Below are 14,187 nucleotides of genomic sequence, written 5' to 3' on the forward strand. Positions count from 1 at the left end.
GGTGCCCGCGGTTTGGGGTGCCCTTTTTTGCGTCTCGATACGGACAGGTTTGTCCACCCGACCCAATGCTGAGTTTAAGAATCATCTAAGACAGATCAGCCACACTAATCAACATCGATACACGTTATCGGCCAACCTCTTTGATCCAGGAGCACGTAAATGCTAAACGAAGGTGCAGTCACCGCCATCACCGCAAAACGTCTCACGCTGGCGCTTTGCGCGGCGGGCGTTATTGGCGGCGCGGTCGGAGCGATTACCGTCAACCATAACAACGCCACCGCCCAGAGCGCACCGGCTGCCGTGGCGCCTGCGCCTGCGCCGGTCATCGCTCCGCCGGCCGTTGCCGGCGCGTCCACTACCACGGTCACGCTGCCCGATTTCACCCGCATCGCCGCCCAGCACGGCAAGGCGGTGGTGAACATCCGCGTCGTCGGCACCACCAAGACCAGCGCGCGCGGCGGACCGCAAATCGATCCGAACGACCCGTTCTATGAATTCTTCCGTCGCTTCCAGGGCCCGCAGCAACGCGGCCCGCAGCGCGACGCTCCCGTTTTCGGCGCCGGATCGGGCTTCATCGTAAGCCCGGACGGCGTCATCCTGACAAATGCCCACGTGGTGCAAGGCGCCGACGAAGTCACGGTCAAGCTGGCCGACCGGCGCGAATACCGCGCCAAGGTGCTCGGCTCCGACCCGAAGACCGACGTCGCGGTCCTGAAAATCGATGCGAAAAACCTGCCGGTAGTCCCGGTCGGTAATTCGCGTAACCTGCAGGTGGGTGAGTGGGTGCTGGCGATCGGTTCGCCCTTCGGGCTCGAATCGACCGTGACGGCCGGCGTGGTCAGCGCCACCGGCCGCAACCTGGGCAGCGACAGCAACGTGCCCTTCATCCAGACCGACGTGGCGGTCAACCCCGGTAACTCGGGCGGCCCGCTGTTCAATACGCGCGGCGAAGTGGTCGGCATCAACTCGCAGATCTATAGCCAGACCGGCGGCTACATGGGCATGTCCTTCGCGATCCCGATGGATGTCGCGGTACGCATCAAGGACCAGATCGTCGCCACCGGCAAGGTGCAGCACGCCAAGCTCGGCGTCTCGATCCAGGAAGTGAACCAGGGCTTTGCCGATTCGTTCAACCTGGCGTCCCCGGAAGGCGCCCTGATCGCCAATGTGGAGCGCGGCAGCGCCGCCGAGCGCGCCGGCCTGAAGGCGGGTGACGTGGTGCGCAAGGTGAACGGCCAGGCCATCGTCGGCTCGGCCGACCTGCCGGGCATGCTGGCGGTCTCGAAACCGGGCGAGAAGATTGCGCTCGACGTCTGGCGCGACGGTAAAATCGTGCGCGTGAACGCGACCCTGGCCAATGCCGACGACAAGCCGGAACGCCTCGAGCGCGAAGAGATCGCCGACGTCGACAAGGGCGCCAGGCTGGGCTTGTCCCTGCGTCCGCTCGAGCCGATCGAACAGCGCCAGAGCGGCATCTCCTCGGGCCTCGTGATCGAGGACGCGGGCGGGCCGGCGATTGCCGCCGGCGTGATGCCGGGCGACGTGCTGCTGTCGGTGAACGGCAAGCCGGTGTCGAGCGTCGCGCAGGTGCGCGCGATGGTGAGCAAGTCCACCAAGTCGGTGGCCTTGCTGATCCAGCGCGGGAGTGACAGAATCTTCATTCCGGTGCGGATTGGCTAAGTGAGCTCACACTGAGCTTTGCCAGCGCGGCCGGGTCACACAAAGAGGTAACAAACATGCGGCTGCTGCTGGTAGAAGATGACACGATGATCGGCGAAGTGGTGCTCGACCTGCTCAGGGCCGAGCACTACGCCGTCGATTGGGTGAAAGACGGCGAGATGGCCGACACGGCCCTGGTGCAGAACCAGAACTACGACCTGGTGCTGCTCGACCTGGGCCTGCCGCGCAAGGACGGCCTCGACGTCCTGCGCTCCATGCGCAACCGCAAGGACCGCACCCCGGTGCTGGTCGCCACCGCGCGCGATTCGGTCGCCCAGCGCATCGCCGGGTTAGACGCCGGCGCCGACGACTATGTATTGAAACCCTACGACCTCGACGAGCTGCTGGCACGCATCCGCGCGCTGCTGCGGCGTGCCGCCGGGCGCGCCGAACCCATCTTCGAATACAAGAACATCTCGATCAATCCCGCCACCCGCGAAACCCTGGTCGATGGCGAGCCGGTCTCGCTGTCGGCGCGCGAATGGGCCGTATTGGAGGCGCTCGTTGCCCGGCCTGGCGCCGTGCTCTCGCGCGCCCAGCTCGAGGAAAAGCTCTACAGCTGGCGCGATGAAGTCTCCAGCAATGCCGTCGAGGTGTATATCCACGGCCTGCGCAAGAAGCTCGGCAGCGATTTGATCCAGAACGTGCGCGGCGTCGGCTACATGGTTCCGAAGGCATGAAGGTGAAGGTGACGATGACGCATTCGCTGCGCGGGCGATTGCTGTGGTTCCTGCTGGCGGCCATCACCCTGGCGGCGCTGGCCCAGGCCTCGATCGCCTACCGTACGGCGCTGGACGACGCCGACCAGATCTTCGACTACCACATGCAGCAGATGGCGCTGTCGCTGCGTTCCAGCACGCCGCTGTCGAACACCGAAGCGACCGAACGCCTGGAAAGCGCACCCGGCAACGACGACCTGGTGGTGCAGATGTGGTCCCCGGACGGCGTGCAGGTGTTTCACAGCGTCTCGCGCGCGCGCCTGCCGCAGCGCGCGGTGCTCGGCTTTTCCAACCTGAAAGCCAACGGCACGACTTATCGCGTGTTCTCGATCCAGACCAACAACCAGACCGTGCAGGTCGCCCAAGACCTGGCCGTGCGCCGCAACATGGCCGGCAACCTGGCCCTGCGCACGCTGGGGCCGATCGCGGTCATGATGCCGATCCTGATGGTGGTCGTGTGGTGGGTGGTGAGCGGCTCGCTCGAACCCGTGGCGCGCGTGCGCTCGCAGGTCGCGCGGCGCCAGGCCGACGATTTGTCGCCGGTGTCCGAAGCCGGCCTGCCCGACGAAGTGCGCCCGCTGGTGCACGAACTCAATTTGCTGTTCGGGCGCGTGCGCACGGCCTTCGACGCCCAGCAGAATTTCGTCGCCGACGCCGCCCACGAACTGCGCACGCCGCTCGCCGCGCTGCGCCTGCAGGCGCAAAGCCTGGACCGCGCGCCTGACGCCGAAGCACGCAAGGTGGCCGTCGGCCGCCTGACCGCCGGCATCGACCGCGCCACGCGCCTGGTCGAGCAGCTGCTGGTGCTGGCGCGCCAGGAAGCCTCGGCCGCGAACGGCGTCGCCACGCGTCCGGTCGACCTGGCCGAACTGGCGCGCCGCACCGTCGGCGACCTGGTGGGCCTGGCGCAGGCCAAGGAAGTCGACCTCGGCCTGCAACACGCCGATTCCATTTCCATCGACGGCCAGCCCGACGCGCTGCACATCCTGCTGCGCAACCTGGTCGAGAATGCGGTCAAGTACACGCCAGTTGGCGGCACGGTCGACATCGCCGTGCGCGCCGACAAGGGGACGGTGGACGTCGTCGTCGAGGACAGCGGCCCGGGCATCCCGCCCGAGGAACGCGAGCGCGTGTTCGACCGCTTCTACCGCGTGGCCGGCAGCGACGCCGCCGGCAGCGGGCTGGGACTGGCCATCATCAAGGCGATCGCCGAGCGGCATGGGGCGACGCTCAAGCTGGATAAATCGGAGCGGCTTGGGGGCCTGGCAGCCACGGTCAGCTTCCCGCTATTGAAGACGTAGGGTGGGCGGCTCCACCCGGGTGGTTGGCGATCACGCTGCGTGTACGCCGCCCACGCGTTCAACGCAGCATAAAAAAAGGGACTGGAATAATCCAGTCCCTTTCTCATATCCGGCAAACCGAAAAAATCAGTCCACCGTCGCGCCACTATCCTTCGCCACCTTCGACCACTTCGCCGATTCGGCGTGGACGAACTTGGTGAAGTTTTCCGGAGTATCGGCCAGCAGTTCCGAACCGGTTTCGGCGCGGACCTTGGCGAATTCAGGCGACTTCATGAACTTGATGGTTTCGGCGTTGATCTTGTCGATCACGGCCTTCGGCGTCTTGGCCGGTGCGAACAGGCCGTACCAGGCGTAGGACTCGATCTGCGGGATGCCGGCTTCGGCGAAGGTCGGTACGTCCGGCAGCAGCGGCGAGCGCTTGTTGCCCGAGATGGCGATCGGGCGCACTTTGCCGCTCTTAATGTGCGGCATGATCGCGATGGTGCTGTCGAACATGATCGGGATGTGGCCGCCCAGCAGGTCGGAAATCGCCGGCGCCGAGCCCTTGTACGGCACGTGCACCATGTTCAGTTTCTGGACGCTGTTGAACAGTTCGCCGGTCAGGTGCTGCGGCGTGCCGTTGCCCGACGAGCCGAACGAGAAGCCACCTTTCTTCGACTGGATGTGGGCGATCAGTTCCTTCAGGTTCTTCGCCGGGACCGATGGGTTGGCGACCAGCACCAGCGGCACGCGCAGCAGGTTGCTGATCGGGGCCAGGTCCTTCAGCGGATCGAAGGTCATGCCCTTGTAGACGCTCGGGTTGATGACGATCGGCGCGCTCGAGGTGATGAGCAGGGTGTAGCCGTCCGGCTGCGAACGCACCACTGCCGCGGTGCCGATGTTGCCGCCGCCGCCGGCGCGGTTATCGATGACGAAGGTCTTGCCGAGCGACTCGGTAAGCTCCTTGGCCCATGGACGCGCAGCGATGTCGGACGGGCCGCCCGGTGGCCATGGCACGACGACGTTCACATTTTTTTCAGGCCAGTTCTGGGCCGCGGCGCTGAGCGACACGACCGAGGCGGCGAAGGCGAGGGCGAACGATTTGGAAAACAGCTTCATATCCGGCATCCTTTGGTTGGTTGTCCATCTGACTTCGGGGATTTTACACGAAGGCCCCTGTGCGCAGTACCCCGGCTGGACATCGATACCGGCCACCCGGGAGACATAGGCAGTACTGCTATAATAATTACTTGTAGGTAATGCGATCAAGTCCGTATCGTCCGCGGCCTCGCAACATCACCGGACCACTGCAGGCCCAGTCCATGAGCGCTTTTTTCGACCACGAGATCATCGAACAGCTGCATGCCAGCTCCCGTTCGCTCGTGTATCGTGCTCGCGCCGCCGACGGCGCCGCGCTGATCGTCAAATCGCCCAACCAGCCTTTCCCTTCCTTCCAGCTGCTGGCGCAGTTCAAGCGCGAGTATGCGATCGCCTGCCGCTGCAGCCATCCAGGCGTGGTGCGTCCGCTCGCGCTCGCGCAGCACGGCGGGCGCTGGACGATGATCCAGGAAGACATCGGCGGCCTGGCGCTCGACAAGCTGCTGCGCACGCGGCGCGCGCTGGAACTGGACGATTTCTTCGAGATCGCGCTGCAACTGTGCGACGCCCTGGAGGAAGTGCACCGGCAAGGCGTAATCCACAAGGACATCAATCCCTCCAACCTGGTGTGGAATGGCGAGCGGCGCCTGCTGCAGCTGATCGATTTCGGCATCGCCTGCGAGCTGCCGCACGAAAGCCAGGCGCTCGCCCGTGCGCATGCGCTCGAAGGCACGCTGCGCTACCTGGCGCCCGAGCAGACCGGGCGCATGAACCGGCGCGTCGATTACCGCGCCGATTTCTATGCGATCGGCGCCACCTTCCACGAACTGCTGTCCGGACAGGCGCCGTTCGAATCGAGCGACGACATGGAGCTGGTCCATTGCCACATTGCGCGCAGCCCGGACTGGTCGCACCCCGCGCTCGCTGCACTGCCGGCTTCACTGAAGGCGATCCTGGAGCGGCTGCTGGAAAAGAACGCCGAGCAGCGCTACCAGAGCGTGCAGGGCCTGCGCAGCGACCTCGCGTCCTGCCGCACGGGGATGGCCGGCCCGGCCCAGGCGCTCACGCTGTCCGGCCACAACGGCCGCTTCCTGGTGCCGCAAACCCTGCACGGGCGCGAGGAGGCGATCGCCGCGCTGCTGGCCGCCTTCGAGCGCAGCGCCGCGGGCAGCCGCGAGATGCTGCTGGTGGCCGGCTATTCGGGCATCGGCAAGTCGGCCGTGGTCAACGAAGTGCACAAGCCGATCGTGGCCCGGCGCGGCTGTTTCCTGGCCGGTAAATTCGACCAGTTCCAGCGCGATGTGCCTTATGCCTCGCTGATCCAGGCCTTCCAGGGGCTGGTGTGCCAGCTGCTCGGCGAGCCGGAGGAAGTGCTGCTGGAATGGGCCGGCAAGCTGCGCGAGGCGCTGGGCGACGGCCTGGGCGTGATGGTCGAACTGATCCCCCAGCTGGCGCTGGTCGTCGGTCCTACCGAAGCGGTGCCCGTCCTCGCGCCGGAGCAAAGCCAGCTGCGCCTGGGCCGCATCTTCCCGCGCTTCGTCGACGTGTTCGCCGCCCCCGGCCATCCGCTGGTGCTGTTCCTCGACGACCTCCAATGGGCCGATGCGCCCACCTTGCGCATGATCGAACTGTGCATGGCCGCGCGCGGCAGCGGCTGCATGCTGGTGATCGGCGCCTACCGCGACAACGAAGTGGGCGCCGTCCATCCGCTGACCGGGCTGCAGGACAAGCTGCTCGCTGCGGGCCTGCCCCTGTCGACATTGGCGCTCGGCCCGCTCAGCGAGTCCGAGGCTGCGCAGATCGTGTCGGCCACCGTGCGCGTGCCTGCCGGCGACTGCGCGCCGCTGGCCCGGCTGTGCTGGCGCAAGACCGCCGGCAACCCGTTTTTCCTCGGCCAGTTCCTGGAAACGATCCATGCCGCCGGCCACCTGCGCTACCGCGCCGCCGACGACTGCTGGGACTGGGACCTGGCCGCGATCGAGCAGGCGAACTACACCGACAACGTGGTCGAACTGCTGCTCGATAAAATCCGCAGCCTGCCGGCCGCGGCCCAGCGCCTGCTGCAGCTGGCCGCCTCGACCGGCAACCGCGTCAAGCTCGACACGCTGGCGCTGGTCGCCGGCGCCAGCGCCTGGGAGACGCAGCAAGCCCTGTGGCCCGCGCTCGACGCCGGCCTGATCCAGCCGCTCGACGAAGCCTACAAATACCTCGACCCCGACGGCGGCGCGAACGGCGTCGGCTACCGCTTCCTGCACGACCGCGTGCAGCAGGCCGCCTACCTGGTGTTCGATGCCGGCACGCGCGCGGCGAATCACCTGCACATCGGCCGCCTGCTGCTGCGCCACGCGGATCCCGGGCAGGAAGACGCGCGCCTGTTCGAGATCGTCGAGCAGATGAATGCCGGCCGTGCGCTGATCGACGATGGCGGCGAGCGTGTGCTGCTGGCCGGCCTGAACCTGCGCGCCGGCGCCAGGGCACGCCGCTGTGCGGCGTTCCAGGCCACGCTGGAGCACATGCGCACCGGCCTGGCCCTGCTGCCGGCCGATGCCTGGCGAGACCACGCCGCCCTCTGGCTCGACCTGCAGCTCGGTGAGGCCGAGGCGGCCTACCTGTGCGGCCAGTTCGATGCCGCCGAGGCGATCTATCCGCTGGTGCGCGCGCGCAGCCCGGCACCGCTGCTGCAGGTGCGCTGCATCGCGGTCCAGGCGCACCAGTACCAGTTGCAGGGCCGCCTGCTCGAGGCCATCGCCGTGCTGCGCGAGGGGCTGGCGCAGCTGGACATCGCCATCCCGCACGATAGCGCGCAGATGAAAGAACGCTTCGACGGGATCTTCGCCGACATCGGACGCCTGCGCGGCGCGCGCGGCCCCGAAGAATTACTTGAGGCCGGCGAGATGCTCGACCCGGGCGCGATCGCCGCCATGCAGATGATGCAGGGCCTGTGGATGGCCAGCTACTATGCCGGCCAGCAGGGCCTGAGCGAGCTGATGGTGGTGTCGATGACGCGCCTGTCGATGCAGCAGGGCAGCAGCGATTTCAGCGCCGTCGCCTACGTCGGCTACGGCTCCATGCTGCGCATGTACAGCGGCGACGACGCCGGCGGCCACCGCTTCGGCGCAATGGCGCTGGCGCTGGCCAGGCGCCGCGCCAACCTGCAGACGCGCATCCTGACGGCGCTGATGTTCGCGGCGCTGATCAATCACTGGACGCGCCCGCTGCGCAGCTCCGACGCGCTGTACGACGAGGCCTGCGGCTGGGCGCTGGAGATCGCCGATTTCGTGCAGGTCGGCGTAGTGACGGCCGTGCGCGCCACCGAACGGATCATCCTCGGCGACTACCTGCCGCAGCTGCTGGACGACGTCAGGCGCGACCTGGCCCTGATGCGCGCCAATGGCCAGCACGCGATGGCCGATTGCTGCGTGGCCGCCGCGGTCCAGCCGATCAGCTGCCTCATCGGCCTTACCAGCCGCAGCGACAGCTACGACGATGCCGCCTTCAGCGAGGCGCGCTTCCTGGAACAATACGGCGGCTCGCGCCTGTACCGCGCCTACTTCATCCAGGGGAAGATCCGCAATGCGTATCTGTTCGACGGCGCCGACGCCGAGGCGCTCGCCGCCCAGCTCGACGTCGTCACCGGGATGATGCGCGGCCAGGCCAAGGTGCCCGAGTCCAGTTTCTTCGCCGTGTTGATACTGATTCGCGCCTTGCGCCGCGCTCCGGCGCGCGCCGATGCGAACGACGTGCAGGAACGGATCGACACGCTGCAGGCCAGCCTGGCCGCCTGGGCCGGGCAAAACCCGGACGACGCCGGCCCCCGGCACATGCTGGTGCAGGCGGAACTGGCACGCGCGCGGCACGAACTGGCGCCGGCCACGCGCTGGTACCAGCAGGCGATCGACGCGGCCGGCATGGCGGGCCTGGTCAACCTCCAGGCGCTGGCCAATGAGCTGTGCGGCGAATGCTGGTTCGACCAGGGGCAGCCGCGCGTGGCGGCCGTGTTCATCCGGGACGCCATTGCGCATTACGAGCAATGGGGCGCGCAGGGGAAAGTGACGCAGCTGCGGGCGCGGTACGGCGCCGTGCTGTCGGGCGCGGACGAACGCAGGACGCAGACGCATTCGGCCCGCGGCACGCACGACAATACCGCGCTCGACCTGGTGTCGCTGCTGAAGGCGACCCGGATCCTGTCGAACGAAGTGGGATTGCGCAAGGTGCTGCACTGCTTGATTTCCATCGTGCGCGAGAACGCCGGAGGGCAGGTGGCGCGCCTGCTGCTGCTGTCCGACGGCGTCTACCGGCTCGAAGCCGACGCCGACGACGACCAGGTCACCGTGCTGCAATCGCGCCAGGTCGACCTCGATGCCGCCGCCGATCCGCACTTTCCGCTGTCCCTGCTGCGCTACGTCATCCGCACCGGCACCGAGGTCATCGAAGACAACATCGCGCTCGCCTCGCGCTTCGCCGCCGATCCTTACGTGCAGCAGCAGCGCCCGCGCGCCGTCATGTGCCTTCCGGTGCGGCACGGCGGGCGCATCGACGGCGTCCTGTACTTCGAGAACCGCCTGGCCGATGCCTCGTTCACGCAGGAGCGCGTCGCCTTTCTGCGCATGCTCGGCGCCCAGGCGATGATTTCGATCGCCAGCGCCAGGCTGCACGACAGCCTCGAACAGCGCGTCGCCGAGCGCACCGCACAGCTCGAGGACGCCAACCGCATGCTGGCGACCCTGTCCGTCACGGATGGCCTCACGAACCTCGCCAACCGGCGCCATTTCGACGAGGTGCTGCAGCTCGAATGCGCGCGCGCCGCGCGCAGCAGCCAGCCGCTCGCGGTCATCATGCTCGATGTCGACCATTTCAAGAAGTTCAACGACCGCTATGGCCACCAGGCGGGCGACGCCTGCCTGGTCCGCGTCGCGCATGCGCTGGCGGGTGCCACACGGCGCGCCAGCGACCTGGCGGCGCGCTACGGCGGCGAAGAGTTTTCGATCGTCCTGCCGAACACCGGCGCTCATGAGGCGAAGCAACTCGGCGAAGCGCTGCGCGGTGCGGTCGAAGCCCTGGACATTCCCCATGCGGGCGCGGCGGCCGGCATGGTCACGATCAGCGTCGGCATCGCCGTACTGCTCGAAGGCGGCAGCGCCGACCCCGACACGCTGATGCGGCTGGCCGATGCCGCGCTGTACCGCGCCAAGGATGCCGGGCGCAATTGCGTGGTGCTCGGCGAGACCGGTTTCGGCTGACGACGAAAAACAGCCTCGGGCATCTCGACCCGACCCCGCCGGCGTTCGGAAAACGTTGCCCATCCGGCCAGGCTTCGGGTATGGTTTCTTTTTTTCAATCCGAAAATTTACGATGAACGATTTGGTCAGCACCATCAACGGCATTATCTGGAGTCCGGCCCTGATCGCCCTGTGCCTGGGCGTGGGCCTGTATTTCTCGATCCGCTCACGCTTCCTGCAGGTGCGCCATGTGCGCGAAATGGTCCGCCTGATGTTGGAGGGAAAAAGCTCGGAGCAGGGCGTGTCCTCGTTCCAGGCCCTCGCCATGACGCTTGCCGGGCGCGTCGGCACCGGCAACATCGCAGGCGTCGCCACCGCGATTACCTTCGGCGGCCCGGGCGCGGTGTTCTGGATGTGGGCCGTCGCCTTCCTCGGTGCCAGCTCTGCGTTTGTCGAGTCCACCCTCGGCCAGGTCTACAAGGAACAGATCGACAACCAGTACCGCGGCGGCCCGGCCTTCTACATCGAGAAAGGCCTGGGCATGAAATGGTATGCGCTGACCTTCGCGTTTGCCACTGTCTTCGCTACCGGCCTGCTGCTGCCGGGCGTGCAGGCCAATTCGATCGCCGAAGGCCTGCAGACCGCTGTCGGACTGGACCGCACCACCACGGCGGCGGGACTGGCGGTGGTGCTTGCCTTTATCATCTTCGGCGGCGTCAAGCGCATCGCCACCTTTGCCGAAGTCGTCGTGCCCTTCATGGCCCTGGGTTATATCCTGGTGGCCCTCGTCATCATCCTGATGAACCTCGAGCGCCTGCCGGAAGTGATCAGCCTGATCTTCCGCAGCGCCTTCGGCATGGACGCCGGCTTCGGCGCCATCCTGGGCCTGGCGATCCAGTGGGGCGTCAAGCGTGGTGTGTATTCGAACGAAGCCGGGCAGGGCACCGGTCCGCACGCGTCGAGCGCGGCGGAAGTGAGCCACCCGGCCAAGCAAGGCCTGGTGCAGGGCTTCTCGGTCTATATCGACACCCTGTTCGTCTGCTCGGCCACAGCCTTCATGCTGCTCATCACCGGGCAGTACAACGTCGAGGGGCCGGACGGCAAGACCATGTTTACCGGCGTGCAGGGCGTGGCCAGCGGCCCCGGCTACGTGCAGACGGCGCTGGAAAACGTGATGCCGGGCTTCGGCGCGATCTTCGTGGCCGTCGCCCTGCTGTTCTTCGCGTTTACCACCATCGTCGCCTACTACTACATCGCCGAGACCAACATCTCCTACATCGACCGCCATGCGAAGTACCCATGGCTGAAGTTCCTGCTCAAGGCCGCCATCATCGCCGCGACCGTGTACGGCACGGTCAAGACAGCCGACCTGGCCTGGGCGCTGGGCGACATCGGCGTGGGCCTGATGGCGTGGCTGAACCTGGTCGCCATCGTCCTGCTGCGTAATGTCGCCTTCAAATGCCTGCGCGACTACGAGGCGCAGAAGGCGCAGGGCAAGGATCCGCAGTTCGATCCGCTGGCGCTGGGAATCAAGAACGCCGATTACTGGGAGCGGCGCGTGCTCGAGAACGGGCGCACCAGGCAAGGCAAAGCTGAGAAAGTGGCCGGGTAAAACGGCGCTGAAATGACAACGACAGTTGCGGCTGCCGTTGTCGTGCGCGCGCGAATCGCAAGGGCGAGCTGACGCGCCAGCGGTTCACCCCGCGCACCTGGACGCCGATCCTGATTCGCTGGCCGCTGGCCCGGGTGCCAATTAATGTGCCTGCCGATATTTACTCACCGCCAGCTGGCGACTTATGGTAATTTTATGCATCCTACATCCGCCTGGTGAGCGAGCAAATGAAGACCATCGTCGAGCAGAGCTTTTCCATGCGCGTCCTCGACCATGCGTCGTCGATGCTGGCCTATTGGGATTGCGATCTGCGCTGCCGCTATGCCAACAGCGCCTATAAACAATGGTTCGGTAAATCAGGCGCGGAATTGCTCGGCACATTGTTGCCGGACCTGCTGGGGCCGGCGCTTTTTTCACTGAACAAACCTTATATTCTTGCCGCACTCGCCGGCCATCCCCAGCAATTCGAGCGCAACATCACCGGTCCGGACGGCGTCGTGCGGCGCAGCCTGGCGCGCTATCACCCTGACGTGGTCGATGGCGTGGTCATGGGATTCGTCGCTGAGGTATCCGATGTCGGCGTGCTCAAGAGCCTGGAAGCGAGCCTGCAAGAAGAAATCGCGTTGAAACACCGCATGATCGAGGCGCTCAAGAAGAAGGATGCGGCGCTGGAGGCGGCGCAGCAGCTCGAGCAGATCGGCAGCTGGCATTGGGAAATCGAAGCCGATATCACGACCTGGTCGAACGGGCTGTACCGGCTGTTCGGCTACGACCCGACTCAGCTGCCGCCCGCGTTTGCCGAGCATGCCAGGCTGTATACGCCGTCCAGCCTGGCGCTGTTGCGCGAGGCGGTCGACCAGGCCCTGGCAAGCGGCACGCCGTATGTTCTCGCACTCGAGTATTTCGTCCCGGACGGCAGCACCGGCTGGCTGGAGGCACGCGGTGAAGTCGAGCGCGACAACAAGGGAGTCATCGTCGGCTTGCACGGCACGGCGCAGGACATTACCCGGGACAGGCGCCTGGTCGACGCATTGCGGGCGCAGACACAGCGCCTGGAACTGTCGATCGACGCGGCGCATATGGGAATGTGGGACTGGGATGCGCTGAACGACGTGCTCATTTTAGAGAACAGCCAGGCCTGCGAAATTCTCGGCATCGAGAGCGAAGCGCCGCAGAGCAGGACTGCCTCCACCTTTTTCGACGCTTTGTGGCACGAGGATTGCCGGCAATCCTTTCATGAAGCGGCCGCACGTTTTTTCGAGGAGGGTGAGCCGGGTTTCTACTTCATGGGTCGCTTCCATTGCCGCGATGATGGGCAGCTGCGCTGGATGGAATGTACTGGAAGGGCAACCGCCGGCAAGTGTCAGATGACCTGTGCTTTCTTCGATATCAGCGAACGCGTCGCCCTCAAGGAAAGATTGATGCGCACCGTCGCACAGCTGGAAGAGAACGATGCGTACAGGATGGAATTCCTGTCGACGCTGGGTCACGAACTGCGTAATTGCCTCTTGCCCTTGTCGTCCGGCATGCAACTCCTGCATGCCAGGATGGCAACGATGGGAATGGAAAGAGCCCAACACATCATGACGCGGCAACTGACCCACATGACGCGCCTGGTCGACGATATATTCGATTTGAAGCGTCTGCAGCGTAATGAGCTCATGCTCGAACGCTGGCGCATTTCCTTGCAGGATGTCGTCGATAGCGCCACGTCCATGTGCGAAGATGCGCTCGCCTGCGCAGGCCATCACCTGACGGTCGACGGGCCGGAGCAGGAAATCGAGATCGATGGCGATTTCGTTCGGCTGACCCAGGTGCTGGTCAACCTCCTCGGCAATGCCTGCAAATATACGCCGCCGCGCGGCGCCATCTCCGTGGGCCTGCGCGCCGATGGGCCGCGACACGTTGTCTTGTCGGTAAGCGATAACGGTATCGGCATCGCAGCCGATGCGCTCGATCGGGTCTTCGATTTGTACATGCAGATTCACCGGGATGCGGGTGATCCCAACGCGGGACTTGGCATAGGCCTGCATCTGGTGAAGAAGCTGGTGGAACTCCATGGCGGGACGGTCACGGCGGAAAGCGCAGGACGCGGCCAAGGCACGACGATGCGCGTCCGGCTGCCGATGTCAGATCGGGAGAAGACAACTGAGTGTTGTAGTTGGCCCACGATTTAACATTTCTCCTAGAGAATGGGCTGTGATCTGTCAAAAAAGTCACAAATCTCGGACTTTAACAGTTATTCTAGGGCAACTTTAATTCTGATGGCGACGCCATGTCCCTGGACTTCCCGACCGTACCGCCCCGCGTGGCCCTGATCACCGATGCCGACGAAGCCGCGCGCCGCGCCCGGCTCGTCGAGCGCTACAACAGCCTGGCAGGCAAGCCAAAGAAGATCACGAAAACGATCCAGAAGCAGTTTCTGATGGGGTTCATGAGCCAGGACGATACCGAGGCGCTGCGCGGTTTCTACAACTGCGCGATCGCCGCGATCGAGTCGGTGCTGCGTTCCCGCCACGCAGGCTGAGCTGTCGCGTCGG

At 65.6% G+C, this 14,187-nt stretch carries 8 protein-coding genes; 7 read left to right on the forward strand and 1 reads right to left on the reverse strand.

Going from position 1 to position 14,187, the window contains the following annotated elements:
• The first annotated feature begins 159 nt into the window (after positions 1-159).
• Genes NMB41_RS06995 through NMB41_RS07005 form a run of 3 tightly spaced genes read left to right on the forward strand, consistent with a single transcriptional unit; the run spans position 160 to position 3,739 of the window.
• Positions 160-1,680, forward strand: a complete 1,521-nt coding sequence (locus tag NMB41_RS06995; protein ID WP_494381752.1) for a DegQ family serine endoprotease — start codon at positions 160-162, stop codon at positions 1,678-1,680.
• Between the two features lie 56 nt (positions 1,681-1,736).
• Positions 1,737-2,399 (forward strand): response regulator, encoded by a 663-nt coding sequence (locus NMB41_RS07000; RefSeq protein ID WP_494381753.1) that lies wholly within the window; start codon positions 1,737-1,739, stop codon positions 2,397-2,399.
• A 14-nt stretch (positions 2,400-2,413) separates the two neighbouring features.
• Positions 2,414-3,739: an ATP-binding protein gene (locus NMB41_RS07005; protein ID WP_494381754.1), complete on the forward strand. Its 1,326-nt coding sequence runs from the start codon at positions 2,414-2,416 to the stop codon at positions 3,737-3,739.
• A gap of 126 nt (positions 3,740-3,865) precedes the next feature.
• On the opposite strand, the gene NMB41_RS07010 is transcribed toward NMB41_RS07005, so the two are convergent.
• Positions 3,866-4,837: a Bug family tripartite tricarboxylate transporter substrate binding protein gene (locus NMB41_RS07010; protein ID WP_494381755.1), complete on the reverse strand. Its 972-nt coding sequence runs from the start codon at positions 4,835-4,837 to the stop codon at positions 3,866-3,868.
• A 203-nt stretch (positions 4,838-5,040) separates the two neighbouring features.
• Between NMB41_RS07010 and NMB41_RS07015 the strand changes: the two genes are divergently transcribed.
• The 4 genes from NMB41_RS07015 (at position 5,041) to NMB41_RS07030 (ending at position 14,174) form a co-directional block, all read left to right on the forward strand.
• Positions 5,041-10,056 carry a diguanylate cyclase domain-containing protein gene (locus NMB41_RS07015; RefSeq protein WP_494381756.1) on the forward strand — a complete coding sequence of 1,672 codons (5,016 nt, stop codon included), beginning with the start codon at positions 5,041-5,043 and terminating at the stop codon, positions 10,054-10,056.
• Positions 10,057-10,168: 112 nt separating this feature from the next.
• Complete coding sequence (locus NMB41_RS07020) at positions 10,169-11,647, forward strand: alanine/glycine:cation symporter family protein (RefSeq protein ID WP_494381757.1); 1,479 nt, start codon at positions 10,169-10,171, stop codon at positions 11,645-11,647.
• 227 nt (positions 11,648-11,874) lie between these two features.
• The gene (locus tag NMB41_RS07025; RefSeq protein WP_494381758.1) at positions 11,875-13,824 is read left to right on the forward strand and encodes a sensor histidine kinase; all 1,950 of its coding nucleotides are present in this window, start codon (positions 11,875-11,877) and stop codon (positions 13,822-13,824) included.
• Positions 13,825-13,922: 98 nt separating this feature from the next.
• Positions 13,923-14,174 (forward strand): hypothetical protein, encoded by a 252-nt coding sequence (locus NMB41_RS07030; protein WP_494381759.1) that lies wholly within the window; start codon positions 13,923-13,925, stop codon positions 14,172-14,174.
• Positions 14,175-14,187: the final 13 nt, after the last annotated feature.

This window comes from Massilia sp. FBCC-B171 (assembly GCF_059134155.1).

Bases quoted from the DNA above. Each gene is read 5' to 3' on its own strand.
- NMB41_RS07020 (WP_494381757.1), top strand. From the start codon at position 10,169: ATGAACGATTTGGTCAGCACCATCAACGGCATTATCTGGAGTCCGGCC.
- NMB41_RS07030 (WP_494381759.1), top strand. From the start codon at position 13,923: ATGTCCCTGGACTTCCCGACCGTACCGCCCCGCGTGGCCCTGATCACC.
- NMB41_RS07000 (WP_494381753.1), top strand. From the start codon at position 1,737: ATGCGGCTGCTGCTGGTAGAAGATGACACGATGATCGGCGAAGTGGTG.
- NMB41_RS07025 (WP_494381758.1), top strand. From the start codon at position 11,875: ATGAAGACCATCGTCGAGCAGAGCTTTTCCATGCGCGTCCTCGACCAT.
- NMB41_RS07010 (WP_494381755.1), bottom strand. From the start codon at position 4,837: ATGAAGCTGTTTTCCAAATCGTTCGCCCTCGCCTTCGCCGCCTCGGTC.
- NMB41_RS07005 (WP_494381754.1), top strand. From the start codon at position 2,414: ATGACGCATTCGCTGCGCGGGCGATTGCTGTGGTTCCTGCTGGCGGCC.
- NMB41_RS06995 (WP_494381752.1), top strand. From the start codon at position 160: ATGCTAAACGAAGGTGCAGTCACCGCCATCACCGCAAAACGTCTCACG.
- NMB41_RS07015 (WP_494381756.1), top strand. From the start codon at position 5,041: ATGAGCGCTTTTTTCGACCACGAGATCATCGAACAGCTGCATGCCAGC.